At 47.3% G+C, this 26,010-nt stretch carries 25 protein-coding genes and 1 tRNA gene; 12 read left to right on the top strand and 14 right to left on the bottom strand.

Going from position 1 to position 26,010, the window contains the following annotated elements; genetic code table 11:
* Window positions 1-56 precede the first annotated feature (56 nt).
* The 3 genes from dxs (at window position 57) to ACYVFD_RS27395 (ending at window position 4,257) form a co-directional block, all read left to right on the top strand.
* On the top strand, window positions 57-1,991 hold the full coding sequence (gene dxs, locus ACYVFD_RS27405; protein ID WP_461093718.1) for a 1-deoxy-D-xylulose-5-phosphate synthase: 1,935 nt from the start codon (window positions 57-59) through the stop codon (window positions 1,989-1,991).
* Window positions 1,992-2,110: 119 nt separating this feature from the next.
* The gene (locus tag ACYVFD_RS27400) at window positions 2,111-3,352 is read left to right on the top strand and encodes an aspartate kinase (protein WP_461093717.1); all 1,242 of its coding nucleotides are present in this window, start codon (window positions 2,111-2,113) and stop codon (window positions 3,350-3,352) included.
* 83 nt (window positions 3,353-3,435) lie between these two features.
* Entirely contained in the window at window positions 3,436-4,257 is an 822-nt protein-coding gene (locus tag ACYVFD_RS27395; protein WP_461093716.1) for an aminotransferase class IV, read from the top strand.
* On the opposite strand, the gene bioD is transcribed toward ACYVFD_RS27395, so the two are convergent.
* The 3 genes from bioD to ACYVFD_RS27380 all read right to left on the bottom strand — a co-directional run bounded on the left by bioD (window position 4,222) and on the right by ACYVFD_RS27380 (window position 7,328).
* A complete protein-coding gene (gene bioD / locus ACYVFD_RS27390; RefSeq protein WP_461093715.1) occupies window positions 4,222-4,860 on the bottom strand; it encodes a dethiobiotin synthase in 639 nt (212 codons plus the stop codon). The two genes, ACYVFD_RS27395 and bioD, sit on opposite strands and share 36 nt — an antisense overlap.
* Before the next feature lie 78 nt (window positions 4,861-4,938).
* On the bottom strand, window positions 4,939-6,111 hold the full coding sequence (locus ACYVFD_RS27385) for an aminotransferase class I/II-fold pyridoxal phosphate-dependent enzyme (protein WP_461093714.1): 1,173 nt from the start codon (window positions 6,109-6,111) through the stop codon (window positions 4,939-4,941).
* 185 nt (window positions 6,112-6,296) lie between these two features.
* Window positions 6,297-7,328: a quinone oxidoreductase family protein gene (locus ACYVFD_RS27380; RefSeq protein WP_461093713.1), complete on the bottom strand. Its 1,032-nt coding sequence runs from the start codon at window positions 7,326-7,328 to the stop codon at window positions 6,297-6,299.
* Window positions 7,329-7,468: 140 nt separating this feature from the next.
* Between ACYVFD_RS27380 and ACYVFD_RS27375 the strand changes: the two genes are divergently transcribed.
* The 3 genes from ACYVFD_RS27375 to ACYVFD_RS27365 are packed head-to-tail and all read left to right on the top strand — an operon-like array spanning window position 7,469 to window position 9,361.
* Window positions 7,469-8,008 carry a GNAT family N-acetyltransferase gene (locus ACYVFD_RS27375; RefSeq protein ID WP_461093712.1) on the top strand — a complete coding sequence of 180 codons (540 nt, stop codon included), beginning with the start codon at window positions 7,469-7,471 and terminating at the stop codon, window positions 8,006-8,008.
* Window positions 8,005-8,424, top strand: a complete 420-nt coding sequence (gene ybeY, locus ACYVFD_RS27370) for an rRNA maturation RNase YbeY (protein WP_461093711.1) — start codon at window positions 8,005-8,007, stop codon at window positions 8,422-8,424. The genes ACYVFD_RS27375 and ybeY overlap by 4 nt, the downstream gene beginning before the upstream one ends.
* Before the next feature lie 4 nt (window positions 8,425-8,428).
* A complete protein-coding gene (locus ACYVFD_RS27365) occupies window positions 8,429-9,361 on the top strand; it encodes a polysaccharide deacetylase family protein (protein ID WP_461093710.1) in 933 nt (310 codons plus the stop codon).
* A 1-nt stretch (window position 9,362) separates the two neighbouring features.
* On the opposite strand, the gene ACYVFD_RS27360 is transcribed toward ACYVFD_RS27365, so the two are convergent.
* A complete protein-coding gene (locus ACYVFD_RS27360) occupies window positions 9,363-10,139 on the bottom strand; it encodes an SDR family NAD(P)-dependent oxidoreductase (protein WP_461093709.1) in 777 nt (258 codons plus the stop codon).
* A 292-nt stretch (window positions 10,140-10,431) separates the two neighbouring features.
* Between ACYVFD_RS27360 and ACYVFD_RS27355 the strand changes: the two genes are divergently transcribed.
* Entirely contained in the window at window positions 10,432-11,166 is a 735-nt protein-coding gene (locus tag ACYVFD_RS27355; RefSeq protein ID WP_461093708.1) for a ferritin-like domain-containing protein, read from the top strand.
* A gap of 14 nt (window positions 11,167-11,180) precedes the next feature.
* Complete coding sequence (locus ACYVFD_RS27350; protein WP_461093707.1) at window positions 11,181-11,990, top strand: ferritin-like domain-containing protein; 810 nt, start codon at window positions 11,181-11,183, stop codon at window positions 11,988-11,990.
* A 132-nt stretch (window positions 11,991-12,122) separates the two neighbouring features.
* On the opposite strand, the gene ACYVFD_RS27345 is transcribed toward ACYVFD_RS27350, so the two are convergent.
* Both ACYVFD_RS27345 and ACYVFD_RS27340 read right to left on the bottom strand, forming a co-directional pair.
* A complete protein-coding gene (locus ACYVFD_RS27345) occupies window positions 12,123-13,040 on the bottom strand; it encodes a PfkB family carbohydrate kinase (RefSeq protein WP_461093706.1) in 918 nt (305 codons plus the stop codon).
* Between the two features lie 98 nt (window positions 13,041-13,138).
* Window positions 13,139-14,335 carry a hypothetical protein gene (locus tag ACYVFD_RS27340; RefSeq protein WP_461093913.1) on the bottom strand — a complete coding sequence of 399 codons (1,197 nt, stop codon included), beginning with the start codon at window positions 14,333-14,335 and terminating at the stop codon, window positions 13,139-13,141.
* A gap of 256 nt (window positions 14,336-14,591) precedes the next feature.
* Here ACYVFD_RS27340 and cysS point away from each other — a divergent pair, with 256 nt between their 5' ends.
* The 3 genes from cysS (at window position 14,592) to ACYVFD_RS27325 (ending at window position 17,650) form a co-directional block, all read left to right on the top strand.
* The gene (gene cysS, locus ACYVFD_RS27335) at window positions 14,592-16,085 is read left to right on the top strand and encodes a cysteine--tRNA ligase (protein WP_461093705.1); all 1,494 of its coding nucleotides are present in this window, start codon (window positions 14,592-14,594) and stop codon (window positions 16,083-16,085) included.
* A gap of 103 nt (window positions 16,086-16,188) precedes the next feature.
* Window positions 16,189-17,217: a M28 family peptidase gene (locus tag ACYVFD_RS27330; RefSeq protein ID WP_461093704.1), complete on the top strand. Its 1,029-nt coding sequence runs from the start codon at window positions 16,189-16,191 to the stop codon at window positions 17,215-17,217.
* Between the two features lie 43 nt (window positions 17,218-17,260).
* Complete coding sequence (locus tag ACYVFD_RS27325; RefSeq protein WP_461093703.1) at window positions 17,261-17,650, top strand: hypothetical protein; 390 nt, start codon at window positions 17,261-17,263, stop codon at window positions 17,648-17,650.
* 57 nt (window positions 17,651-17,707) lie between these two features.
* Here ACYVFD_RS27325 and nadD read toward each other — a convergent pair whose 3' ends face one another.
* From nadD to ACYVFD_RS27295, 6 genes are all read right to left on the bottom strand, one after another.
* Window positions 17,708-18,280 (bottom strand): nicotinate (nicotinamide) nucleotide adenylyltransferase, encoded by a 573-nt coding sequence (gene nadD / locus ACYVFD_RS27320; RefSeq protein WP_461093702.1) that lies wholly within the window; start codon window positions 18,278-18,280, stop codon window positions 17,708-17,710.
* Between the two features lie 108 nt (window positions 18,281-18,388).
* A complete protein-coding gene (gmk, locus tag ACYVFD_RS27315) occupies window positions 18,389-18,988 on the bottom strand; it encodes a guanylate kinase (protein WP_461093701.1) in 600 nt (199 codons plus the stop codon).
* Window positions 18,989-19,445: 457 nt separating this feature from the next.
* Complete coding sequence (locus ACYVFD_RS27310; RefSeq protein WP_461093700.1) at window positions 19,446-20,126, bottom strand: sigma-70 family RNA polymerase sigma factor; 681 nt, start codon at window positions 20,124-20,126, stop codon at window positions 19,446-19,448.
* Window positions 20,127-20,373: 247 nt separating this feature from the next.
* On the bottom strand, window positions 20,374-20,871 hold the full coding sequence (locus tag ACYVFD_RS27305; protein ID WP_461093699.1) for a hypothetical protein: 498 nt from the start codon (window positions 20,869-20,871) through the stop codon (window positions 20,374-20,376).
* Between the two features lie 85 nt (window positions 20,872-20,956).
* Window positions 20,957-21,763 carry a (Fe-S)-binding protein gene (locus ACYVFD_RS27300; RefSeq protein ID WP_461093698.1) on the bottom strand — a complete coding sequence of 269 codons (807 nt, stop codon included), beginning with the start codon at window positions 21,761-21,763 and terminating at the stop codon, window positions 20,957-20,959.
* Window positions 21,764-21,859: 96 nt separating this feature from the next.
* Window positions 21,860-23,230 (bottom strand): 4Fe-4S dicluster domain-containing protein, encoded by a 1,371-nt coding sequence (locus ACYVFD_RS27295; RefSeq protein WP_461093696.1) that lies wholly within the window; start codon window positions 23,228-23,230, stop codon window positions 21,860-21,862.
* Window positions 23,231-23,356: 126 nt separating this feature from the next.
* Between ACYVFD_RS27295 and ACYVFD_RS27290 the strand changes: the two genes are divergently transcribed.
* Window positions 23,357-23,429: transfer RNA gene (locus tag ACYVFD_RS27290), tRNA-Phe, on the top strand.
* Between the two features lie 234 nt (window positions 23,430-23,663).
* Here the strand turns inward: ACYVFD_RS27290 and ACYVFD_RS27285 are convergent.
* Window positions 23,664-25,472 carry a MutS family DNA mismatch repair protein gene (locus ACYVFD_RS27285; RefSeq protein ID WP_461093695.1) on the bottom strand — a complete coding sequence of 603 codons (1,809 nt, stop codon included), beginning with the start codon at window positions 25,470-25,472 and terminating at the stop codon, window positions 23,664-23,666.
* A gap of 87 nt (window positions 25,473-25,559) precedes the next feature.
* Window positions 25,560-25,976, bottom strand: a complete 417-nt coding sequence (locus ACYVFD_RS27280) for a Fur family transcriptional regulator (protein ID WP_461093694.1) — start codon at window positions 25,974-25,976, stop codon at window positions 25,560-25,562.
* Window positions 25,977-26,010 lie beyond the last annotated feature (34 nt).

Here is a 26,010-nt window from a genome sequence, read left to right as displayed (position 1 = left end):
AGAACATTATTTTCTGTATAAGTGTTGTGTAAGACAGACGTTTATCTGCTACTATCATGTTGATTACCCCCGGCAGTCTTCTGGCCACGATCAATACCCCCGACGATCTTCGTAAACTCGATAAATCCCGCTTACCACAGGTTGCCGACGAACTCCGCCAGTTTATTATTGATGATGTTTCCGTTTATGGTGGCCATTTTGGCGCTAGCTTGGGCGTGGTAGAGCTTACGGTTGCTCTCCACTATGTGTTCAATACACCCGACGATCAACTGATTTGGGATGTAGGCCACCAGGCGTATGGTCATAAGATTCTGACTGACAGACGGGATGTATTTCATACCAATCGATTTTACAAAGGTATTTCAGGCTTCCCCAAGCGGAAAGAAAGCCCTTACGATTCGTTTGGTGTAGGCCACTCATCCACTTCCATTTCAGCAGCGTTGGGTATGGCCGTTGCTTCGCAGCTTCAGGGGAATACCAAGCGCAACCATATTGCTGTAATTGGCGACGGAGCCATGACGGCTGGCGAAGCATTCGAAGGTATGAACCATGCGGGTGCTACCGACAGTAATCTGCTGATTGTGCTGAACGACAACTGCATGAGCATAGACCCCAACGTGGGTGCTTTGCGGGAGTACCTGACCGACATTACCACGTCACACACCTATAACAAGGTTAAGGACGAGATCTGGAACTTGCTCGGCAAGATGGACAAGCTTGGTAAAACAGCCCAGGAGTTGGTATCACAGGTTCAGTCGGGTATCAAAAGCTCATTGCTGGAACAGAGTAACCTCTTTGAGTCATTGCATCTGCGTTATTTTGGCCCTATCGATGGGCACGACATTGACCACCTGGTTAGCGTTTTGAGTGATCTGAAGCATATCCCGGGCCCTAAACTGCTGCATATTCTGACCGTAAAAGGTAAAGGCTACGGCCCTGCCGAGAAAGATCAGACGAAATGGCACGCGCCGGGACTGTTCGATAAGGTAACAGGGGTCATCCAAAAGAAAGTATACGATGCTCCGCAACCGCCAAAATATCAGGATGTTTTCGGAAATACGCTGGTTGAACTAGCCGAGCAAAACCCACGAATTGTGGGCGTAACGCCCGCCATGCCTTCCGGCTCTTCGATGAATATTATGATGAAGGCCATGCCGAAGCGAGCGTTCGACGTGGGTATTGCCGAACAACATGCCGTGACATTCTCGGCCGGTATGGCTACGCAGGGCGAAGTAGTGTTCTGTAACATCTATTCTACCTTCATGCAACGGGCCTACGATCAGGTCATTCATGATGTTTGTATTCAGGAGCTTCCCGTTATTTTCTGCCTCGACCGGGCCGGATTTGCAGGCGCTGATGGGCCTACCCATCATGGTGCTTATGATCTTGCCTATATGCGTTGTATCCCAAATATGATTGTAGCGGCTCCAATGAACGAACAGGAGCTCCGCAACATGATGTACACAGCTCAGTCGGATGAGGTACAGCAGGGCAAGCGAGCCTTCACGATCCGTTACCCTCGTGGAGAAGGTGTTATGCCCAACTGGCGCACACCCCTCGAAAAACAAGTAATTGGCAAAGGGCGCATGATTGCCGATGGGGAAGATGTTGCTATTCTGACGATTGGCCACATTGGCAACTATGCCGTTCAGGCATCGCAACTGTTGGCAAAAGAAGGCATCCGCCCTGCTCACTTCGACATGCGCTATGTAAAACCGCTTGACGAGGAATTGTTGCATCAAATTTTTAGCCGTTTCGACCGGGTCCTAACGGTTGAAGATGGCTGCCTGATGGGTGGCTTTGGGAGCGCAGTGCTGGAGTTTATGGCCAATAATGACTATTCGGCCCGTGTCAAGCGTCTGGGAATTCCTGACGAGGTCATTGAACACGGTGAACAAATCGAACTTCACCGCGAATGTGGCTTTGATCCACAAGGTATTGCCAAAGCTGTTCGCGAGTTACTTTTTACCGGCCGTACTGTAACGGTTTAGTTTTCAAAGAGCGAAAGAGTGAATGAATGAAAGAGTGAAATCCATCCGGCAGAAGAATCGTCCGGTAGGCAGTTCGCTCTTTCATTCATTCACTCTTTCGCTCTTTATCTTTAGACATTATGAAAGTTTTCAAATTCGGTGGCGCATCGGTCAAAGACGCAGCCGGTGTTCGTAATCTGGCCGAAATTATACGAATGCAGGCGGATGATGTAGTTGTTGTCGTGTCGGCGATGGGGAAAACGACAAATGCGCTGGAAACACTTGTACGAGCCTATGTCAATTCTGATATAGCGACAATCCAATCCACCTTCGAAACCATCCAGACGTATCACCAACAGATCATGCATGAACTTGGGGGTGATTTTCCAATGGCTAACCAGACATTGGTGGATCTGAAATTGATGTTAAAGAAACCACCTGTCGATACTTACGATGAAATCTATGATCAAATCGTTTCACTAGGGGAAATTGTATCTACTCAAATCGTAGCTGCGTATGTACAGCAGCGTATTCCCACAGCCCGCTGGCTCGACGCCCGACAACTGGTTCGAACAGACAATACGTTTCGGGAAGGGCGGATCGACTGGGTGAAAACGGGCCAGTTGATCGAACAGACAATCGGTCATAAGGGCGTGAATATAGTTCAGGGGTTTGTGGGTCAATCGACCGACGGACATACGGTTACGCTCGGACGAGATGGCTCCGATTACTCAGCCGCCATTTTTGCGTATTGCCTCAATGCGGAAAGCGTAACGATCTGGAAAGATGTGCCGGGCGTACTGAACGCCGATCCGAAGTGGTTCGATGAAACCGTCCTGCTCAACAAACTAACTTACCAGGATGCCATTGAGCTGGCGTATTATGGCGCTACGGTTATCCACCCAAAAACCATTAAACCGCTGCAAAACAAGGCGATTCCGCTCTACGTCCGATCCTTTTTGGAACCTTCGGCACACGGTACAGTGATTGGCAACTACAAACAATCGTTATCAACGCCTTCCTTTATCTTTAAAGTCAACCAGGTGCTGATTTCGCTTCACCCGAATGATTTTTCATTTATTGCCGAAGATAACCTGAGTCGAATTTTTGGGCGATTTGCCCAGGCAGGAGTCAAAATAAACCTGATGCAAAATACAGCTATTAGCTTTTCGGTCGTGGTCGATAACAATCCAGATCGTGTACCCGCCTTACTGGAATTGTTAAAGCAAGACTTCCGGGTTAATTACAACGATGGTATAGAATTAATTACGATCCGATATTACGACCAGAATACGATTGATCGCGTACTAGTCAATAAAAAACTACTTCTAGAACAGAAAAGTCGCTATACTGCTCAGTTAGTCGTTAAGGATATTAGCTGAACTGACTTGGTCGCGAAATCAAAGAGTCCATAGAATCCGACCTGTTTACTATCTTTGACATCAGGAAACTCATCGTCTATTTTATGTATTTCGGCTATTTCAACGGAACTATCGCTCCTACCGACCAACTTGCCGTCGGTGTTACTGATCTGAGTTTGTTACGTGGCTACGGCCTGTTCGATTATTTCCTGACGTATAACGGACGCCCATTTCAATGGGATTGGTACTGGGAGCGCTTTCAGAATTCAGCGTCGCGGATGCATCTGCCATTGCAGCTAGGCAAAGAAGAAACCTACAGCATTCTGATGAAGCTAATCGAGCGTAGTGGCGGACAAGACGTTGCGTTTCGGTTTGTCATGACCGGCGGTTATTCGCCTGACAGCATCACCATCGATAAGCCCAATTTGCTCATTCTAACTGAGCCAATCCATCCGGTTCCGCCTATTCAATATGAACAGGGGATAAAAGTGATTCTGGATGAATATGTTCGGGAAATGGCCGAAGTCAAAAGCACCGATTACAAACGGGTTATCCTGATGGCGCAAGCTATTAAGTCGGCAGGAGCATCGGATCTGCTCTATCAGAAAGGTGGCCAGATTAGCGAACTCAGCCGAAGTAATTTTTTCATAGTCAAAGGCGAACGACTGATTACGCCCAATCAACATATTCTGCACGGCATTACCCGCCGAACCATCATTCAACTAGCCCAAACTGATTTTCGGGTTGAAGAGCGGCCATTGCTTCTTTCCGAGCTTTACGATGCCGACGAAGCCTTTACGACCAGTTCGACCAAAAAAGTGTTGCCCATCGTTCAAATCAGTGATTTAACCATTGCTGATGGCCATGTTGGTCCTAAATCCAAATTTCTGCTAGAGCGCTTCAACGATCTGGTTAAGGCCTGGTAATAGAGCCGTCGCATATCGGCTAATAACGTCTTTTGTAATAACTGACTCCTCCCCAATTCGGCCAAGGCACGGCAAGCCGGTATAATTCAATATAAATGTTTCGGTTGCCGGAACGGTCGGTCCATTGAATAGAATAGCGGCCAATTGGATGCCCCGTCGCTGACAGGCTTCGACCGACAAAAGTGTATGATTAATGCTGCCCAAATAATTTCGGGATACGAGTATCACTGGCAAGCCTAATTCTTCGACCAGATCAATGTTCAACGTCTGATTATTAAGCGGTACCATTAGGCCTCCCGCCAGTTCAACAATCAAATCGTTTGCGGTTTGAGGGAAGCGAATCTGGTCCAACTCAATGGTTACACCATCCAGTTCGGCAGCAGCATGTGGTGATAATGGTTGCGTGAGTCGATAGGCTTCTGGATGGAAAACCGATTTTGAATTACTGATCAATTGACGTACGGTATTCGTATCAGAGTCCTCTAGAGCACCTGATTGAATCGGTTTCCAGTAATCGGCCTGTAAAGCCTCAACCAGCACAGCCGAAGCAACTGTCTTACCGATTTCGGTTCCGATACCGGCCACAAAACATTGAAAAGGCATAACAATAGATAATGAACAGTGTAAAGTGGATAATGTAAAAACTAAATCTACTTCTCAGCAGAGTACTAACATTGTACATTATTCACTTTTCATTATACATTTAGTCAAAACAGTGATAAGTCGGTCTATTTCGTACGTTGTATTGAACGCGTGCAGGCATAACCGTAGTCGCTCCTGCCCTACCGGAACTGTCGGACTGAGAATGGCACGCACATCCAGTCCAGCCTGTTGGGCTTCACTGGCGACTTTCCGGGCCTGTTCGTTGCCGGGAATCAGCAAACATTGAATGGGCGACTGGCTATCAGTCCAGATACTACCGGGCAATTTCTCGTTAATCTGTTGACGGAAATAGCTAAGCCGCTCATACAGTTGGCTCCGAATCTGGCTGTCATTCCGTAACTGTTCATGGGCACATTGGATAGCAAGCAGGCTATGGGGCGGCAAAGCCGTTGTATAAACAAACGAGCGAGCAAAGTTGATCAGGTAATGGCGCAGGATAGCCGGACCGACAATAGCTGCGCCATGCACACCCAACGCTTTTCCAAACGTATGCACCCGAGCCAAAACCCGCTCCTGTAAGCCTAAAGCAACCACCAATCCTTCACCACTTGGCCCGTATAAACCCGTAGCATGTGCTTCATCGACCAGTAGAGCAGCCCCGTATTCGTCACACAGATCGACTAGTTTTGCCAGTGGGGCTACATCGCCATCCATTGAATAGACCGACTCAACGGCAACAAACACCTGTCCGTTTTGACGGGTTACATTGGCCTGCCTGAGCTTTTCTTCCAGATCAACCAGATCGTTGTGTCGGAACCGATGACGCGTAGCGTAACTAAGCCGCGCTCCATCGATCATACTGGCATGGATTAACTCATCGGTCAATAGTATATCACCAGCTTTGGGTAGGCAGGCCAGTAAACCCAGATTAGCATCGTAGCCGGAATTAAAAACCAGCGCGGCTTCGGTCTGATAAAACAGGGCCAAACTTCGCTCAACGTCATCGGCCAGAGCGGTCTGACCAGCCAGTAACCTAGAACCTGTTGCCCCAGTGCGAGCTTCGGCATGATTCGTATCGGCCTGCTGAATGGCAGCTTTAAGTGCAGTAGACCGGGCAAAGCCTAAATAATCGTTTGAGCAGAAGTCAACAAGTCCATCAGCCGTTTTGAGCTGCCGAAGTAATCCACTTTGTTGGTAAGTGGCTAACCGACTGGCTAATGTCTGGACAATTGAAGGTGTCAACGTGAGCATGGCAACAAAGGTAAAACGACCTTTGGAAAGGTTAGTCACTACCTACGCTTAAACGGTAAAAATGTGTGCAACGTTAAAGTTATCCACATACTGTATGTGGATAACTTTTCTGGTGAAGCAATAAACCGGCGAAATAAGCCAACTGGCGGTAAAACTTATCCACAATCCTTTCTGATCAGGAGCGCTTAGCCACTAATCGACAAGACTAATTTGCCAAACTGTTTACCACTATCCATTTTATTCATTGCCTGCTGGGCCTCCGCCAGAGGTAATACTTCATCCACAATGGGCACAATCTGTTTATCGTTCACCAAGGCTATCATATCGGCAAATTCGCGCTCTGTGCCCATGGTTGTACCGAAAATCGACAATTGTTTAAAGAACACTTTCGGCGGAACAACATCGGTGATGTTACCCGTTGTGCCTCCGAAAAAGGCAATTCGTCCACCCGGAGCCGCTACATCGATTAACTTGGCAAAACTGGGGCCACCAGCACTATCGATTATAACGTCGAAGTAACCTCTTCGGCCTCCGCCAGTTTGGGCCATAAGGGCTTTGTGCCAATCAGATTGTCGGTAATTGATGCTACCGGCTATACCCATGGTTTGTACCCTGGCCAGTTTTTCGTCGGAACCGGAAGTTACCCACACTTCGGCACCAGCCGCTACAGCAAACTGCATAGCCGCCAACGCAGCCCCTCCGCCAACACCTGTCACCAGGACTTTTTCGGCGGCACTGGCTTGATTTGTATGTAGGCCAGCCCGCGTCATAAGCGCCCGCCAGGCAGTCAGCCCAACCAGCGGAAGCGCAGCAGCCTGTTCAAACGAAAGGTGATCTGGTTTATGGTGGATGTATTTAGCATCTACAGCAACGTATTCGGCAAAGGTTCCGTTTTCGGGCATACCCAGAATCCGAAAGTCATCGCCATAAAACCGGGGGTTGTCGCCCCAACGCATGGCCGGGTTGATGACAACCGACTGTTCTCGCCAAACCCGATCGACACCTTCGCCCACCTCTTCAACGACACCAGCGCCATCGGAGCCCAGAATCACCGGCAATTTTATACCCGGATACAATGCCTGTTGAATATATACATCCCGGTGGTTTAAAGCAGCAGCCTTTACCTTAATCAAAACCTGCCCTGGACCCGCTACCGGAACCGGCGCATCGATCAACTGAACAGGTTGGTGTGTTGCGGCAAGCAGAATGGCTTTCATGGGCTTAGTTGTCTTGAAGTTGTGACACAATAATTGACCGTTTACTTTTGCCTGATATTATTCATGGTCATTGGTTGTCATTATGTGGTCATGCATTGTTTTAGACCTACTGACTAGTTAATGACAATCAATGACTGCAGATGACAATCTGGTATACCATGCTAACCTATCGACTGGCAACTGCTGACGATGCCGAGGCTATTGCACAATTACATAGCCTTAGCTGGCAGCAAAACTACAGAGGTATTTTGACAGATAGCTTTCTGGATGGCCCTGTTTTAGAAAACAGACGATCCCTTTGGCAATCGCGCCTGGCTAGGCCTACGCCCAATCAGCACGTTATCGTTGCCGAAGATGGCGCAGGAATTTGCGGCCTTGCCTGTGCCTATGCCAATGAAGATCCAGTTTGGGGAACATTACTTGATAACCTGCATGTACATCGGGACTGGCAGGGAAAAGGCATTGGTGCTGTTCTTATGCAAACAACGGCTCGCTGGGCCAGCCAGCAAACCCCAGAGGCTGGGCTTTATTTATGGGTACTGGTTGACAATACAAACGCTCAAAAATTTTACAATCGAATGGGCGGAGTCAACGCGGAACAGGTGTCAATGCCTAATCCAGACGGAAGTGTTTCGGATTGTTTTCGATATGTGTGGACCGATCTAACCAACTTACTATGATTCGTTTTTTTAATGAGGATGTTCCTTACAAACTCCCTCAAAAACAAACTGTTCGTCAATGGCTAAAGCAGCAGGCCGAACGGGAAGGCTTTGCCGTTGGCGACTTAAATTATATTTTCTGCTCGGATGAATACGTATTACAAGTTAATCGGGACTACCTTCAGCACGATTATTACACCGACATCATCACCTTCGACCAAAGCGAAGAAGAGGACAAACTAGAGGGCGACATTTTTATCAGCGTCGATCGGGTAGCCGATAATGCGGCTCAATTAGGTATAGCGGCCGAGCAGGAGATGCGCCGGGTGCTGGCTCATGGCTTACTTCATCTGTGTGGATACGGTGATAAAGGCACAGAGGAAGAAGCTCAAATGCGACAGAAAGAGGAAGAATGGCTCAACCAATACAAAGCATAATCCAATGCGACTACTTATCTGCTTGCTGCTCTTGCTGACCTCGACCGCAGAAGCCCAGAAACGAATGGTCATCACCATCGACGACCTGCCGACAGTATCTTCGTTCTATAAAACGCCACAGCAGAAACAGCAACTGACCCAAAAACTGCTTGCGCATGTTACATACGCTCACGTACCGGCCATTGGGTTTGTCATTGGCGGTTTACTACAGTCGGCCAGTCGACCCGATTCGGCACAGATTGCGCTCCTCCAACAGTGGCTCGAAGCGGGTCTGGAGTTGGGCAATCATACGTTTGCTCATAAAGATTATAACCTAATCCCTTTTGAGGAATCGAAAGCAGATGTGATTCAGGGAGAGATGATTGTGAAAAACTTCGTTGAAAAGCAGGGTAAACCATTTCGTTATTTCCGCCATCCGTACCTCCGAAAAGGCGACACACCAGCCAAAAAGGATTCGCTGGAGAACTTTCTTCGGCAACGCGGCTACCGCGAAGCTCCCGTCACGATCGATAATTCCGACTGGCTATTCGCCCGCGCCTACGACCATGCGCTGATGCTAAATGATGCAGCACTCATGGCTCAAGTTGGCCAAAACTATGTTGACTACATGCTCGATTGCGTTGCGTATTATGAAGCGCAAAGTCAGGCTTTATTTAATCGGCCAATCTCCCAAATATTACTTATTCACGCCAATTCCATCAATGCCGATTTTCTGGGCAAACTGCTTAGCGAGCTAAAAAATCGAGGGTATTCGTTTATCACATTGGATGAAGCCCTGAAAGACGACGCCTATCAGTCTGCTGACACGTATACTGGCAAAGGAGGTATCTCCTGGCTGCATCGATGGGCACTTACCAGAGGGAAAAAGGGTGAATTTTTCAAAGGTGAACCGGAAGTTCCGGCAGCCATCGACGAACTGGCCAATCGAAAATTATAAGCTATCCTGCGGTTAATCCCCCATCCATTTGAATAGCTTGTCCGGTAAAGAAGGCATTTTCATCCGAACAAAGCCAGAGAATAGCCTGTGCAATCTCTTCAGGGTACCCAAGCCGGCCGATGGGTATTCGTTTCCGCATTTTTTCTTCCATACCCGGAGCCGCCAGAAAAAGCTCATCGACCATGGCGGAGTGTGTATATACGGGGCAAATGGCGTTAATGCGAATATGTTGCCGGGCATACTCCAACGCGGCTGTTTTAGTCAGACCAATAACGGCATGTTTAGAAGCACTATAGGGCGCACCCATAGGCATACCACGTACACCGGCTATACTCGATACATTCACGATTTTACCCGCAGCTGGCTGACCAACCTCTCGTTGCTTCAGCATCTGTCGAATCTGGGCCTGCATGCCATAAAATACACTCCCAACATTGACAGCCATCATCTGGTCGAAATCTTCTCGTGTATGGTCCAGCAGTTTGCCATATTTTCCGCCGATACCTGCGTTGTTAATCCCTATATCCAATCGACCATAATGGTCAACGGTGTCTTGAACAGCGAACTCTATTTGCTGAGGATCGGCAACATCGCAGGTGATGAACCGGGCATCGCCACCTAATTGTTTAATCTGCTCTACAGTGTCCAGACCATTCGGCTGATTAATTTCGGCCACGACAACCTGTGCACCTGCTTTGGCAAACGCTAATGCCGTAGCGCGTCCTATACCTGAGCCAGCCCCCGTGATAAATGCAACTTGATTTGTGAAGGATGTCATAGAAATTATAAGCATCACATTGTACACGACAAAATAGTGGTATTTTTTATCTTATTTATCGACACAAGAGTTTTAAGTATATAATTCCATCAATACACGATTTGTATCTTTTTCATAATTTATAAAAAATTTCTATTACTATTTTGCTCATTATTAGCCACTTCAGTAAATATAACTTTTGGATTTATAGACTTTTATTAAAATCTATAAATCTATCCTCGAAAAGTGGGCGTAGGTATAGCCATCCTGGTTGATAAACGACCGGAATCTATCACCTAACATTATTTACTCAATGGAAAACATTACGAATCGACCCGAAACAACAGCTTCGGAGACAGCGTCGAGCCGTCGGTCGTTTTTGCGGGTAGCGGGTGCAGCCGCCGTAACCGGCGGCCTACTGACAGCCTGCTCTAAGGCAGATGATGCTTCAATGGGCCCTGTCGGTAGTGCTCGCGCTGCAGGTACTACGGTTTCTCTCCCTACCGGCGACAATGGTATTCTGGCTTTTGCCTACGTACTGGAACAGCTCGAAGCGGCTTTCTATGAAATGGTACTGGCAAAACCTTACCCCAATATGTCCTCGGCCGACATGGCTTTGTGGTCTGACATCCGTGGTCATGAAATTATTCACCGTGCCCTATTCAAAGCGGCTGTTGGTGGTCTGGTTCCCGATCTGACCTTCAACTTCTCCAGCATCGATTTCAACAACCGGGCCGATGTGCTGATTCATGCCGAAGCGTTTGAAAAAACAGGAGTAGGTGCCTACAACGGCGCTGGCAAATACATTAAAAATGCTGACTACCTGACATTGGCGGGTAAAATTGTTTCTGTCGAAACGCGTCACCATTCTATACTTCGCGAATTGCAATATCCACGCTCCGATGCGTTTGCTGGCCCATCTATTGTTACCAGCGACACCGGTTTACACCTGGCTTACGCGCCAACGTTCGTGTTACCAATTGCTCAGAAATACATTTTAGAAACTCTCGACGCAAGCGCCTTAGTAGCTAGTCTGCCAGCCGTTTAAACCACTTTACTCCAATGAACTTACAGAACTTACTTAGCGATATTGAGAAAGTGGATGGCGAAATCTTTGACCGCCTGGCCCATGTCTCACGTCGGGGGCTATTCAGCTCTCTGACCAAAAAAACCATTGCTGCTGCCGCTCCGGCCATTATGGCTTCGGCGTTGTCCAAATCATATGGCCAGGCTAGTGGATTGCCACAGAACGTAAAAGATGTTCTGAACTATGCACTCACACTGGAGTATCTGGAGTATCGTTTCTACGATACAGCCAATAACCTGTCCATGATTCCGAATGACTATAAAATGGCTTTCGAGACCATCCGTCGTCATGAAGAAGTACACGTTAAATTGCTGAAAACCGTTCTAGGTTCTGATGCGATACCTGAGCCAAAGTTTGACTTCTCGGCGAAAGGTACGTTTAAGGATACATTCAGCAACTTCCAGACGTTTGCAGCTATTGCTCAAACGTTTGAAGATACCGGTGTTCGGGCCTACAAAGGCCAGGCCGCTAATTTGATGAATGCCCCTGCTATTTTACAGGTCGCTTTACAGATTCACGCTACCGAAGCAGCCCACGCAGCTAATGTGCGTTACATCCGGGGCCAGAAAGGCTGGATTACGGGAGGTACAGCCGCTATGCAAGGCTTACCCGACGTGGTGAATGCTAACTACGCTGGTGAAGAAAATGTTACTCAGGCCGGCGTTAACTTAGCTACAGCACTTGCTGGTGATAGCCGGATTACACCAGCTATGGTTCAACAGGCCTTCGACGAGCCTCTGGATAAAGCTACGGTGGTGAGTATTGTAACACCGTTCTTTGCATAAGAAGTTACAATCCCATAAGATAAAACGACCCGCCTGTAGCTATCTATGGGCGGGTCGTTTTATAGTAACGTGGGTGAAAGCCCGCGATTTTACAATAAATAGCGCGGGTTTCTCCCCGCGTTACTATAAGCCTTACTCTAAACCAAAAGCCGATAAGGCCACAAACTGACTTACTCTGGCCTGAATTTCCTCCTGGGTCAGGTTCATAATTCGCTCGGTACCGAACTTCTCTACACAGAAAGACGCCATAGCTGATCCGTAGATGATAGCCCGTTTCATGTTATCGAACGAAGCATCGTCGGTTTTGGCGATGTATCCAATGAATCCACCGGCAAAAGTATCACCGGCTCCGGTCGGGTCGAACACCTCTTCGAGAGGCAGCGCTGGCGCAAAGAAAATTTTACCTTCACTAAACAAGAGTGCTCCGTGTTCACCTTTCTTAATGATCACGGTTTGAGGACCCATTCCCTGAATTTTGGCAGCCGCTTTAACCAGCGAATACTCGTGTGTCAGCATACGCGCTTCTTCGTCGTTCAGCACCAGTACATCGACCCGTTTGAGTAGGGACAGCAGATCAGCATTGGCAATTTCGATCCACAGGTTCATGGTGTCCAATACGATCAGCTTTGGACGATTATGTAGCCGGTCAATCACCAGCCCCTGAACGGCCGGTGATGTATTGCCCAGCATCAGATAATCGCAATCCTGATAGGAATCGGGAACGACTGGGTTGAAATCACCCATTACGTTCAACTGTACTTCCACGGTATCGCGGGAGTTCATGTCGTTATGGTACTTACCCGACCAGAAGAAGGTCTTCTCCCCTTTCCGAATTTCCAGTCCTTCGGTGTTAATGCCGTGTTGATGCAGATCATCAATCATAGCCTGTGGAAAATCGTCACCGACTACAGCTACCAGATTGTTTTCTTTTACGAAGTAAGAAGCTGAAAGGGTAATGTATGTAGCAGCACCGCCAATAATCTTATCGGTCTTGCCAAAAGGGGTTTCCAACGCATCGAATGCTACGGAACCAACGGTTAGTAAGCTCATATTTTATAAGTTTTCTGTTTACGGTTTTCTGTTTTCAGTTCATGGAACCGTCAACTGATGTGTCAGCCAACTGAAAACCGTAAACTGAAAACAGAAAACTATTTCTTCCGCCCAATGACCGGGCAGCGTTTAAATGGTTTGGTTTCGTCGAATAATTTCCGGTACGTGATATGGGTTTTGACGATTTTCGACCCCAATTGGCTCACAAAACGCACCATAATTGGATTGAAATCGCCTACCCAGTTCATTTCCAGCTCAGTATACTGAAAGTTCGGGTTATGATCAGCTTCGTGCGGCATCCGCAGGGCAATGGCGGCTTCAACACCTTTTCCCTGATGCTCCGGTGCTACACCAAATACAACGCCAAAGGCTTTGTGATTCGTTTTCATGAGCATATGCCACAAAAATTTCAACTTTCCGATCAGGTCAAGTTTTCCATTCACGTGTTTAAAAACCTGATTGAGCTCGGGCAGGCAAACGAAAAAAGCCACGGGCTCGCCGAGGTAATAAGCAAAGTAGATGATTTTTTCATCGATCACCGGCTTCAGCTTCTTCATCAGCAACTGCGCCTGCTCGGCCGTCATCTCCTTTACGCCACTATGCCCCCCCCAGGCAGCATTGTAAATATGCCGAAACTGCTCTGCCGCTGCCGGAAGGTCTTTCTTATCGATCGTTCGGAAGGTATAGTCTGGATTTTGGTAGATACGCTGCGCCCGGTCTTTTACCGCCTGCGACATATCGACCAGCTTCGACCAGGTAGTTGGAATCCCAAACGTAAACTGTTTGAAATAGTCCTGGAAGCCGTAGTTCTCGAAGAAAGGAATATAATACGGCTTTGTATACGGCATGCAATAGTTCGGTTCCCGGTCAAGCCCGTCGACCAATAACCCCCACCAGCGGTCGCGATCACCGAAGTTGATTGGGCCATCCATGGCTTCCATTCCCTTGCTTTGCAACCATGCTTTACCCGCATTAAACAAGGCAAAGGCCGCTGACTGGTCATCGATGCACTCAAAAAAGCCAACACCACCCGTAGGTTGGTCGTTGTCCAGATTGGCCAGTTCGTAATCCACGAAAGCCGCTATCCGCCCAATGGTTTCGCCTTTTTCATTGAGGAGCAGGTACCGAATACACTCACCCCGCTCGAACCGCTTGTTTCGGGCAGGGTCAAATACCTCTTCGACATCGGCATCCAGCGGACGAATCCAGCAGGAATCATTTCGATAAAGCCGTACGGGAAATTGAATAAACTCTTTCTGGTATTGGGCATTGGTGCCCACCTCAACTACCTGCATTCCTGACTGTAAGCGGGTCGAATCACCCATTAAAAATGCGAATATAACCAAAAGCTTTGGGCCGTCGTGGTGAGTTGTCGTTTTCCGCCGAACAATCCGTAACTTCGCCAGCGTAAACCGTTTGATTCCTGCCATGCAGACTAAGGGAAACTTCTTCTTACCAACGCACTGTTGTTGTTGCGCCTAGTAGCCACTCTTATTGAACCAGTTGGCCAAAATTCCTTTATTCTGTATTCCCGAAACAGTCGATCCAGCAATGCAACCGCTTCACCTGTACAATACACTTTCACGTAAAAAAGAATTATTCGAGCCTCTTAATGCGCCTTACGTGGGCATGTACGTCTGCGGCCCAACGGTGTATAATTATGTTCACCTAGGCAACGTACGCACATTCCTGACCTTCGATACGCTCTACCGCTACCTGACCTTCATTGGCTATAAAGTTCGCTACGTCCGTAACCTGACCGACGTAGGACACCTGGTTGGCGATGGCGATGAAGGTGAAGACAAGATTGGCCGAATGGCGAAGCTCGAAAAAGTAGAGCCGATGGAAATCGTGCAACGCTTTACCAACGATTTTCATACCGTGATGGCGCAGTTCAATACCATTCCGCCCAGTATCGAGCCTACGGCAACGGGACATATGGTCGAACAGATTGAAGCCGTTCAGACGCTATTAGACAAAGGATTGGCGTATGAATCGAGTGGTTCCGTCTATTTCGACATTGATGCCTACAACCAGCGAGGGGGCAATTATGGTAAGCTATCGGGCCGTATTCTGGACGATCTGCTCAACGAAACCCGCGAGCTGGATGGACAATCGGAAAAACGAAGCCCGCTGGATTTTGCCATCTGGAAAAATGCTTCGCCCGAACACATCATGCGCTGGAACTCACCCTGGGGCGAAGGCTTTCCAGGCTGGCACCTCGAATGCTCGTGCATGAGTATGAAATACCTGGGCAAGCAATTCGACATTCATGGCGGGGGTATGGATTTAAAATTCCCGCACCACGAATGCGAAATTGCTCAAGGCGACGGCCTAACCGGTATTGAACCGGTCCGCTACTGGATGCACTCCAACATGTTGACCGTGAATGGGCAGAAAATGTCGAAGTCATTGGGTAACTCGTTCCTTCCTGCTGAGTTGTTTGCTGGAAACCATAAGCTGCTCGACCAGCCTTACAGCCCGATGACGGTTCGGTTCTTTATGCTTCAGTCGCATTACCGCAGCACCCTCGATTTCTCGAATGATGCGCTGAAGGCGGCTCAGAAAGGCTATCGTCGACTGGCCAATGGCTTACGGATTGCGAAGGCGTTAACCTACCGACCAGCTATCGATGAATCGATAACGGCTAGCGAAGACAAACAGCAGGATATTCGGCAGGCGGTTCAGCAGTTTTACGAAGCCCTGAACGATGATCTTAATACGGCCGTTGGTATTGCCCAACTGTTTACGCTGTTGAAATACATCAACATGCTGTATCTGAATCAGCTTCAGCCAGCCGTATTGGGCGAAGAGGTCTTCAACCTGCTGAAAGAATCGTTTGTCGCGTTTATGCAGGACGTACTCGGCCTGACCGAAGAGGGTTCTTATAACCAGTCTATTCTGGAGGGCTTATTAACCCTTTACCGTGAGTACAAAGAACAGCGCCAATACGACAAAGTGGATCAAATTCGCTCGTACTTTAAAGCACAGGGACTGGCTATCAAGGATATGAAGCACCAGATTGATTGGGCGTATGAAGAGTAAAAATCATTTTTAGTCAGTGATCGTCATTAGGTCAGTAATCGTTACCAACGAACTAGCAACTTATGACAAACAATGACTTCAAATGACCATTAATGACAATAAAATGACCAATTCCATCCTTATTTACTCGATAGCCCTTCTGCTATTGACAACCAGCGCCTGTAAAACAAAACAGTCGCAGAGTGATACTACCCAGACAACAGATCAAAAAAAAACTGTATCAGCGCCCGCTTTTAACGCTGATTCGGCTTATACCTATATTGAAAAACAGGTAGCCTTCGGGCCACGCGTACCTAACACGCCTTCTCATACGCAAACCGGTAATTACCTGGTGACTAAGTTGAAGCAGTTTGGTTGTGAGGTTACCCAGCAATCCTTTGTAGCTACTACCTGGGATGGTAAAAAGCTGAATTCGCTCAATATTATCGGCAGCATTAACCCAAAAGCGACTAAGCGAATTGTACTGGCATCGCACTGGGATTCGCGCCCACATGCCGATAATGATCCCGACAAAGCTGACCAAAACAAACCGGTTACAGCTGCAAATGATGGAGCTAGTGGCGTTGGTGTATTACTCGAACTGGCGCGTACCATTCAGCAAAGCAATCAGAAACCAACGGTTGGTATCGACATTATTTTCTTCGATGCCGAAGACTGGGGAAATGGCGAAAAAGCCAGCAACGATTTTGAACAGGCCAGTGGCAATCAATTCGACTATATCGGTTTCTGCTTAGGCTCCCGTTACTGGGCCAAAAATCTGCATAAACCTGGCTATTCAGCTTATTACGGCATTCTGCTGGACATGGTCGGTGCTAAAGGAGCTACTTTCGCCAAAGAAGGACTGTCGATGCAGTTTGCGCCAACAGTGGTGAACAATGTCTGGCAAACCGCCAGTAATGCTGGTTATAGTCAGTATTTCGTCGACACGCCGGGGGGGCAAATTACCGACGACCATGTGGCACCCAATACAATTGCCAAAATTCCAATGATCGATATTATTCACACCAACATTGGTACGGGTGGTTTCTTTTCGGGCTGGCATACTGCTGAAGATGATATGAGTAACATCGATAAGGGAACGCTTAAGGCTGTTGGTCAAACACTGCTGCAAGTGCTTTATAACGAAGAATAGCCACTAAAAGAGCGAAAGCGTGAAAGAGCGAAAGAGCGGCTACTTGAGAGTAAGCCTAGTCTGGGTATTTAGCATTACTTTAGCCGGAATACCAAGCTGTAGTACAGCACCGGATCAATTTGGGAAGTTAGATATAAAGAAATGGCGGGGAGATCGAGGGGGCTGCAATGGGGTTCGGGACAGACTACTTCTCGATTTTAAGGCCGAAATACAGCATCTGAAAGGTAAATCGGCCAACGAAATCGGTGAATTGCTTGGCCGACCTGATATTAATCAGATTGCCGACCGTAATCAGAAATTCTACATTTATTTCCTGGAAAAAGGTCCACAATGTGATCAGGCCGGAGCTAAATCGACTAGCCGTTCGGTAGCAATTCGTATGAGTGCCATCGGCCTGGCTACCGAAGTAACGTTTCAGAATGGGATACCATAACGCGGCTGTAACGCGGACTTCTAGTCCGCAGGTAACAGTGCGGACTAGAAGTCCGCGTTACAGATAAAACTTCTTTCGCTCGATCATTTCTTCGACAACATCCGGGACCATATAGCGAATGGATCGGTTAGCCCGTACACAATCCCGAATAAACGTGGCTGAAATATCCAGCAGTGGCGCATCGATTACTTTCACGTTTTCATGCGTTTTGAAGGGACTTTCCACAGCACGCGGCCGCTGGTATACATACAAGCCGTAATACTCCAGAATCTTATCGTAGTTCTTCCAGTTGGCAAACTGCTCCAGATTGTCCTCACCCATAATGAGTCGGAACGTATGCTGCGGGTATTTTTCGCTTAGCCGAACCAGCGTATCAATGGTATAGCTGGGCCGGGGCATCGAAAATTCAATGTTTGTCGCCTTCAATCGGCTGTTATCGGCAATGGCCCGTTCGACCATGTCGAGCCGGTCAAATTCGTGAAGCAGGCTCTTCGTTTTTTTAAACGGATTCTGGGGCGATACAACAAACCAAACCTGATCCAGATCCGTCGTCGTTGCCATTGTATTGGCAATAATCAAGTGCCCAATATGAATCGGATTGAACGAGCCAAAGAATAAGCCAATTGTCATTGCTTCTCAGGAGCGAGGAGCAAGGAGCGAGGAGTGAGAATAGCTGACGCAGGATTTTTGTTGTTGCGTCAGCCATTCTCGCTCCTAACTCCTCGCTCCTAGTACTTATTAAATCATCGTCCCTTTTGGAGGAACCTGGTTCTTTTGGATAAAATCATCGACGAGCTTCTGGGCTTTTTGGAGGGACGTTTCCAGCTCATCATTCATCAGGATCACATCGAATCGGTCCTGGAAGCTCATTTCAAAATGTACTTTAAACAACCGTCGGGATAAGCTTTCTTCGGTTTCTGAACCCCGGCCGATCAGCCGTTGACGTAATGTTGCCTCATCAGGTACTTTTACAAACACCGCCAAGGCTTTATCGCCATAATAGTTTTTTAGCTTCAATCCACCCTGAACATCCACGTCGAACAGTACATGCTTGCCACTGGCCCAAACGCGTTCAATTTCTGACTTAAGCGTTCCGTAAAAGGCCCCAGTGTAGACTTCTTCCCATTCGACAAACTCATCGTTATCGATTCGCTGCTTAAAATCCTCCGGTGTTAGAAAATAATAATCCTTGCCGTTTTCTTCACTACGACCCCGACGGTCGCGCGTGCATGCCGAAATGGAAAAGCCGAGATTGTTGTTCTCGGCCAGCAAGTGCTTCACAATGGTAGTTTTTCCCGAGCCCGACGGGGCCGAAAAAATAATCAGTTTACCTTCCAAGTGTTGATTGGTTTACGGTATTAAATTAATTAGGGTAATTAAGGCTGCTACTGAAGCGTCACCCTAATTACCCTAACTGGTACGGTTGCTACTAACTAAAACTTAGAATCCGGGATTTAATGGTTGCTACCAATTGCTCAGGGCAACATCTTTTTTCTATACGCTTAGTCAGCAACTCTTTCACTTCCTTTTCGAGTTGATACATCTCAATACAGGGCTTGCACGACTCGAGATTCGCTTTCACTCTGACAAGCTGTTGTTCGGTGGCTTCTCCATCCAAAATCAACTGAATTAACTTCAGGCAGTCAGCCCGGTGACTGCAATGTTCTTTCATCTCTGGCTTAGTACCTGACGAGGATGGTAACGGCGTTTGCATTGGAAAAATTTTATTAATTCCAAGAATAATAATAACTATGAGTTATCAGCAGAACCAATTTAAGCTTAGAAAAAGTTCGGTTTATTCGTCATTTTCTTCTTTATATCCCATCGAAGAAGCGTAATCACGCAATTTTTCTTTCAATAGGTTTCGGGCACGGTGCAAGCGGGACCGAACAGTACCAATTGGAATATCCAGAATCTTGGCCATTTCCTCGTACGTGAATCCTTCGATGTCACAGAGAATAATAACCGTACGGAAATCAACTGGCAACGAGTTCAGGGCCGTTGCAACTTCATCGCCAATTAAATCAGAAACGGACTCGGCCCGCAGGTCGACCGTATGTTCGGATTCAGCATCTTCGGAGTTATAGGTCGTTTCAACGTCCTGATAATCTACCTTAGCCGGCTCCTTACTTTTTTTCCGATAATCGTTGATGAAACTGTTCTTCAAGATTCGAAACAGCCATGCTTTAGCGTTAGTTCCTTGCTCAAATGATGAAATGAACCGAAACGCTTTCAGATAAGTATCCTGCACCAGATCATTCGCATCGTCTTCGTCGGTTGTCAGCCGAAACGCGAAGTTGTACATGGAGTCGATGTGAGGCATAAACTCCTTGTTAAAAATCTGGTACTTCTGCTCTTCAGAATAGCCACGAGCGGGCGCATTAGCCAGTGGCTGCTCGGCAGAATCGCTGTCGGGTAACAATTGATCGTCGTTGCGGGTTGGCGTATCTGACATAACTTCGGGAATAGTCGCCATAAAAGTAAGAGTTAATTGCCGTTTCCTAATCGGCAATACTCAACGAATTCGATAATTACCCGATCCAAATCGCTGAGTTTACTAAAATTGACTGCAAAAATTAATCCTTTGTTCAAAAACAGCGGATAAAAATGAGTATTTATGACGATTTGGCAGGAACAATTAAGAACCTGACAATGTTAAAGCCGGTTTGCCGATACATTCACATGCATCAGCAAACCGGCTGAGATTTGTTCTGAAGAGAGAATTAGGCTATAGCTGGCTTAAAATAGCGCTTGAGCCATGAGTTGGCCGCCGAAATCTGCCAATCTGCCAAAAACTCTGCCTTTGTTTTTACCAAAGTATTAAAAACAACGGTGTCAGTAGTCAGCAAGCCATCGGCAACAGCCACTTTAATAGTAGGCAAAGCAAATGTCTGTACAGAACCATCGGCAGAACGAATAGCAGCCGATCTATCAAAGAAATCAACCCCAGACTGACGGCCAATTTCCTGTATGGTTCGTACGGAAGAATCAATAGAGCAACCACTGGGTAAGGTATATCCTTCATCAACAGCCACAACGATGAATCGATTTTCGATTACTTTGGCGGATGACAATAATGGTTCGCCATGTGCTGCCCATTGGTTCAAGGCTGTTTGCAACGATGCGTCAATGGCATTCACTTCCTCGTCCGTCAGCGAACGATTGGCCTGATAGACCCATACACGGGCGTGGTCAGGCAATTTATCGAAGTCGATATACATAAGTTAATGGATAATGTAAAATGAATAATGTAGAATAAACCGGCCATCAGTCGATCATTATCCATCATACATTATTCATTATCAATTAATTTGACAACCCTTCTTTTTGGGCGATGAGTTCCGCAATGTCGTAAACACGAACCGAATCTTCGCGGTTCTTATTCTTTACACCATCCGACATCATGGTCATGCAAAATGGACAGGCTACCGCAATGGTATCGGCCCCTGTTCCCAGCGCTTCTTCGGTCCGTTCCACGTTAACGTCTTTTTTACCAGGCTCTGGCTCTTTAAAATATTGGCCTCCACCAGCTCCGCAGCATAGCCCATTAGCTTTCACACGCTTCATCTCGACCAGATCGGCATCCAGGGCGGCCAGGACTTCACGAGGTGCTTCATAGACTTTATTAGCCCGACCCAGATAGCATGAATCGTGGAAGGTTATTTTACGCCCTTTAAACGACTGTCCGTCCTTTACCTTGATCCGTCCTTCATTGATTAATCCTTGCAGGAACTGTGAATGGTGAATGACCTCATATGTACCACCCAGTTCGGGATATTCATTCTTAAGCGTATTAAAGCAATGCGGACAGGCTGTTACGATTTTTTTAACGTTGTAGCCATTCAGAACCTGAATATTGGAAACGGCCTGCATTTGGAATAAAAACTCATTCCCCGCCCGCCGTGCCGGGTCGCCCGTGCAGGATTCTTCCATACCCAGCACAGCGAATTTGATACCGACATGGTTCAGGATTCGAACGAATGCGATCGTAACACGCTTGTACCGATCATCAAATGAACCTGCACAGCCCACCCAGAATAAAATCTCTGGCTCTTCTCCAGAAGCGGCCATATCGGCCATGGTAGGTACTTTATAATTGGTTTCGGTTGACATTTTTATCTGTTTCAGGTTCCAGGTTTCAAGTTTCAGGTTGGCTGACGCGAGAAGAATTGTTGCGTCAGCCAACCTGAAACTTGAAACCTGGAACAATTAACTATTTACCTGTTCAGCCCAGTTAAAACGGTCACTTGGTGAAAACTTCCAGGGAGCCATATTATTTTCAATGTTGCTGAACATGGCATTCCAGGAAGCGGGTGCCTGCGACTCTTCCATAACCCGATACCGGCGTAATTGAAGGATAATATCTAGTGGATTGATGTTTACTGGGCAGGCCATTACACAGGCCTGGCAGGTCGTACAGGCATTCAGTTCTTCGGCCGTTATATAATCGTTCAGCAACGACTTTTCGTCTTTGTAATCATATCCATTCGCTTTCCACCCCTGCTGAATCTCTTCGAGTCGATCGCGCGTATCCATCATGATTTTACGGGGAGACAACTTTTTGCCCGTAATGTTGGCTGGACAAGCGGCTGTACAACGCCCACATTCGGTGCAACTGTAGGCGTTCATCAGGTTAATCCATTTCAGGTCCTGTACGTCTTTCGCGCCGAATCGGCCAACTTCTGCCGGTTGCTCACCATTATCGTTAGCCTGCGAGCCATCGGGTTCGGTCGTTACGGGTAAGCCAAGCGACAATTGCACTTCTTTGGTGATTTCAGGCATATTCTGCATCTCACCTTTGGGTTGCAGATCCGAAAAATAGACGTTCGGGAAACCCAATGCAATGTGCAGGTGCTTTGAGTAGGTCACATAAACAGCGAAGGCCATAATACCCAAAATATGGAACCACCAGGCTATGCGTTCGTAAGCGGTTAAAGCTGTATCGCCGAAATTGGCAAAAAGCGGTTTGAGGTATTGACTAATTAGAAAGTCAGGAACGATACCCTGTAAGGTAGCATAATGCCCAACACCCCGATCCCGGAGCACGCTGTCGGATGCATTCCAGGTCAGAAACGCAATCATAAGCAGAATTTCGGCTATTAGAATAATAGCGGCATCGGTTCGTGGCCAGCGAGTCATTTCGCGATGGCGCTCCGGCTGGAATCGATCCACCTTAACGACAAATCGGCGGCATAAAAAGACAACACAAACCGTCAGAACCCCAACTGCCAGAATTTCAAAAATACCGATCAGAAAGGGATAAATGGGCGTGATGTACGGCGCAAAGAGCCGGTGCGTTCCCAGGATACCATCCAGCATGATTTCCAGCACTTCGATATTTACGATCAGAAACCCGGCGTAAATTATAAAATGCATAAAACCGACCAACGGGTTAGTAAACATCTTTTTCTGACCGAATGCGACTAGCAACATCGTTCGGAGTCGCTCATCAGCATGGTCAGATCGGTTTTCGGGACGCCCTAACCGGATAGCACGACTGATGAGCTGCACTCGCTTTGTTATATACCAAGCTGTTACAGCCAGCACCGCGACAAACAAAATTTGCTGAACAATTTCCATCTATTTATAAAATTATTTCTCACTGGTTATCAGAAGTATAGATTAAAAATACCTCTCTAAACCAAAAAAAATATAAGTAATGTATTGTATAAACAATATCAAAACGTACTTTTGCACCCACGTTTAGGTGATGTAGCTCAGTTGGTAGAGCAAAGGACTGAAAATCCTTGTGTCGGCGGTTCGATTCCGTCCATCACCACCTCAACGCAAGCCTTCTCAACTGAGAAGGCTTTTTTTGTTGTTCTTAATTCGGTTTGCCCATTCATTATCAAACATGCAGATTATTATGCCTATGAAATAGTATGCACGCATACTATTTCATAGGCGCAAATATAGTGCTTTCACTATATCTGACAAGTGTATGAGCTGTAGTAAAGAAAATCTACTCGTCTATTAAACTAATAATAGGGAAGATTGGCTTAGAAACTGATTTTTACTTCTGGAGGGCGTCAATTTCAATACCGATGGCCTGCATAAGCTGGCTGGCATTGAAACTCTGGCAGATACCATCGCGTAGCTTATAATCGAAAATAAGCTCGCTATTATGCAGGTCTGACTGAAAATGGTAATTACGGACAAAATCGTCTGCATCGGTCAGCTGCCCCAATTCCAGGTCATGGGTCGATACGAAACCGGAAGCCGTCGTATGATGTAACTGGCGAATCAGCGCTTCGGCTCCCCGATGCCGATCAGCGGAGTTTGTTCCTTTCAGGATCTCGTCCAGAAAATAAAGAACCGGAATTTTAGCCGATTGCTTCGTCAGTTGAATCAACGTCTGTAATCGCTTCAGTTCGGCGTAAAACGAGGATGTGCTTTCTTCCAGAGAATCCTGCGTACGCATACTGGTAAATACACGAACAGGCGAACACCAGAAGCGTTCAGCACTGACCACAGCGCCTGCTAAGGCCAATACGACATTGGCGCCAACAGTTCGCAGGAATGTACTTTTCCCCGACATATTGGAGCCTGTAATTAATATCGTTTGCCCCGAACCTGACATTTTTAACGAATTGGCAACACATCGGTCAGGCGGTAATAAAGGATGAGCAGCTAAGGTAAAATCCAGCAGAAATTCATCGTCGACAATATCTGGGGTCGTATAACCAGGATGAGCAAACGCAAAACCAGCCAGACTATTCAATGCCTCCAGCTCACCCAGTGCTTCAAACCAACGGCTGAGTTCTGGCCCATGGGTTTGTCGCCAGCGTTCAAGTCGATAGAGGTACTGAATATCCCAGAGTGTGGCAATACCGAACAGCAGATAAAAATAGGGATTACGACGATAGTTCAGGCCTTCTGTTAGTTTCGCCAGTGAGCCGATGGCTTCCGATGCCAGTTGTTTGTCGGACGTTAAGGCCTGCCGAATAGCCCGTAGTCGTACCGCATCGCCTTTAAGCTCTTCGGCTTGCTGAAACAAGCGTCGAAAAGCTCGTAGTGCGGCTGAAATTTCGAAGGTTTGTTCGCTTACCTCTTTTGTACGCGCTGCTGTTTGACTAAGCACGAATCCGTGTGCTGCTAAAGCAGCCAACACAACCACTCCCGGCAAATAGCCAGCAAACCAGGCAACTACCAGGCTTAACGTAATGGCGGGAAATAAAAAGCGAACTATAGCCAAATACCCTGGCAGAGAAATACCTTCAGCAGTGGCCCATTTAATTAACTCAGCAGGTGAATGGCCCACTGTTTCCTCTATGTAGGCTACTCCTTCAAACTGTTGCCGCCAGTCGAGCTGTGGTTTCAGTTCATCAACAACCTGATGGCGCAATCGAATGGCATCGGGAGACGATGGGGTTTTAAGCCAGGTGGCTAGTCGGGTTTGACCTTCGTACGTATGGGTACGGTTAACCAGGCGAAAGAGCGAGTGTTTGCCAAAAACATCCAAATCGCCGGCATAGTAGTGGGTTGCGCTGGCAAACTGTTCACCGGTTTCTGGGCGAAGGTATTGACGCTTAAGCCTCGCAGACTCATCCTGATTGATGAACGTAAGCTTCTGATTCAGGTCTCGTTTAAGACGAACTTCCTGGTGTTTTTTTAGGAGTATTAAAAAAACGATAATCCCAATTACCAATGTTGCTGTAGCCGCTAATTGCTGATCTAGCTGTATAAATAGCCAGACAGTAGCAATGCTGCCAATAAACCACACAAGCCGCCAGAACGCCAATTGATTAAACTGACGCTGGGCGGCTTGTGTAGCTTTACTAAATTGCTGCTGACGTTCGGAAAATAACGTTTCGGGAGTCATTAGGTGGTGCAGGTCGAAACCCGCGATTTTGTTAACGGCACGGGTTAGTAGTGACTGGAAATCCCGCCTGAAGGCAATTTCGCTGCACTACTTATTACAATCCTGGCATACGCCCTGTATCAGCAAATTCATTTCTTTACGGCTGTAACCTTCGGGCAATGCGATCGTTGGAATCCTGACCTTATCCAAACAGGTAGTTTGCCCACAGGTTTCACATTTGAAGTGGACATGATCGTGGTGATGGTGACCATCGGCGCAGGTTTCGCGACAAAGTGCATATTTCGTTCCACCCTCATCGTCCAGAACTTTATGGAGCAACCCTTTGTCCAGGAATGTGCGAAGTGTTCGGTAGATCGTCACCCGGTCGTGGTCGGGGCCAAGACCATTCTCCACGTCATTATGCGCTAGCGCATGACCGGCGCTCAGGAACAAGTCAAGCACTTCCTCCCGGCCATTGGTATGCCGGAGATTGAAGTCTTTCAGGGTTTTAGAAGCCAAAGTCATTTTTTATGAATGAATAATGGACAATGAATAATGG

It is taken from the genome of Spirosoma gilvum, assembly GCF_054776815.1.
The sequence above is the reverse complement of the archived record's forward strand: the minus strand, read 5'-3'. Positions and strand labels throughout refer to the sequence as shown.

Bases quoted from the DNA above. Each gene is read 5' to 3' on its own strand.
- ACYVFD_RS27350 (WP_461093707.1), top strand. From the start codon at position 11,181: ATGAACTTACAGAACTTACTTAGCGATATTGAGAAAGTGGATGGCGAA.
- ACYVFD_RS27300 (WP_461093698.1), bottom strand. From the start codon at position 21,763: ATGTCAACCGAAACCAATTATAAAGTACCTACCATGGCCGATATGGCC.
- ACYVFD_RS27285 (WP_461093695.1), bottom strand. From the start codon at position 25,472: ATGACTCCCGAAACGTTATTTTCCGAACGTCAGCAGCAATTTAGTAAA.
- ACYVFD_RS27365 (WP_461093710.1), top strand. From the start codon at position 8,429: ATGCGACTACTTATCTGCTTGCTGCTCTTGCTGACCTCGACCGCAGAA.
- ACYVFD_RS27310 (WP_461093700.1), bottom strand. From the start codon at position 20,126: ATGGCGACTATTCCCGAAGTTATGTCAGATACGCCAACCCGCAACGAC.
- ACYVFD_RS27380 (WP_461093713.1), bottom strand. From the start codon at position 7,328: ATGAAAGCCATTCTGCTTGCCGCAACACACCAACCTGTTCAGTTGATC.
- ACYVFD_RS27345 (WP_461093706.1), bottom strand. From the start codon at position 13,040: ATGAGCTTACTAACCGTTGGTTCCGTAGCATTCGATGCGTTGGAAACC.
- ACYVFD_RS27280 (WP_461093694.1), bottom strand. From the start codon at position 25,976: ATGACTTTGGCTTCTAAAACCCTGAAAGACTTCAATCTCCGGCATACC.
- dxs (WP_461093718.1), top strand. From the start codon at position 57: ATGTTGATTACCCCCGGCAGTCTTCTGGCCACGATCAATACCCCCGAC.
- ACYVFD_RS27330 (WP_461093704.1), top strand. From the start codon at position 16,189: ATGACCAATTCCATCCTTATTTACTCGATAGCCCTTCTGCTATTGACA.
- ACYVFD_RS27395 (WP_461093716.1), top strand. From the start codon at position 3,436: ATGTATTTCGGCTATTTCAACGGAACTATCGCTCCTACCGACCAACTT.
- ACYVFD_RS27305 (WP_461093699.1), bottom strand. From the start codon at position 20,871: ATGTATATCGACTTCGATAAATTGCCTGACCACGCCCGTGTATGGGTC.
- ybeY (WP_461093711.1), top strand. From the start codon at position 8,005: ATGATTCGTTTTTTTAATGAGGATGTTCCTTACAAACTCCCTCAAAAA.
- ACYVFD_RS27295 (WP_461093696.1), bottom strand. From the start codon at position 23,230: ATGGAAATTGTTCAGCAAATTTTGTTTGTCGCGGTGCTGGCTGTAACA.
- ACYVFD_RS27400 (WP_461093717.1), top strand. From the start codon at position 2,111: ATGAAAGTTTTCAAATTCGGTGGCGCATCGGTCAAAGACGCAGCCGGT.
- nadD (WP_461093702.1), bottom strand. From the start codon at position 18,280: ATGACAATTGGCTTATTCTTTGGCTCGTTCAATCCGATTCATATTGGG.
- ACYVFD_RS27360 (WP_461093709.1), bottom strand. From the start codon at position 10,139: ATGACATCCTTCACAAATCAAGTTGCATTTATCACGGGGGCTGGCTCA.
- ACYVFD_RS27340 (WP_461093913.1), bottom strand. From the start codon at position 14,335: ATGCAGGTAGTTGAGGTGGGCACCAATGCCCAATACCAGAAAGAGTTT.
- bioD (WP_461093715.1), bottom strand. From the start codon at position 4,860: ATGCCTTTTCAATGTTTTGTGGCCGGTATCGGAACCGAAATCGGTAAG.
- ACYVFD_RS27355 (WP_461093708.1), top strand. From the start codon at position 10,432: ATGGAAAACATTACGAATCGACCCGAAACAACAGCTTCGGAGACAGCG.
- ACYVFD_RS27385 (WP_461093714.1), bottom strand. From the start codon at position 6,111: ATGCTCACGTTGACACCTTCAATTGTCCAGACATTAGCCAGTCGGTTA.
- ACYVFD_RS27375 (WP_461093712.1), top strand. From the start codon at position 7,469: ATGACAATCTGGTATACCATGCTAACCTATCGACTGGCAACTGCTGAC.
- cysS (WP_461093705.1), top strand. From the start codon at position 14,592: ATGCAACCGCTTCACCTGTACAATACACTTTCACGTAAAAAAGAATTA.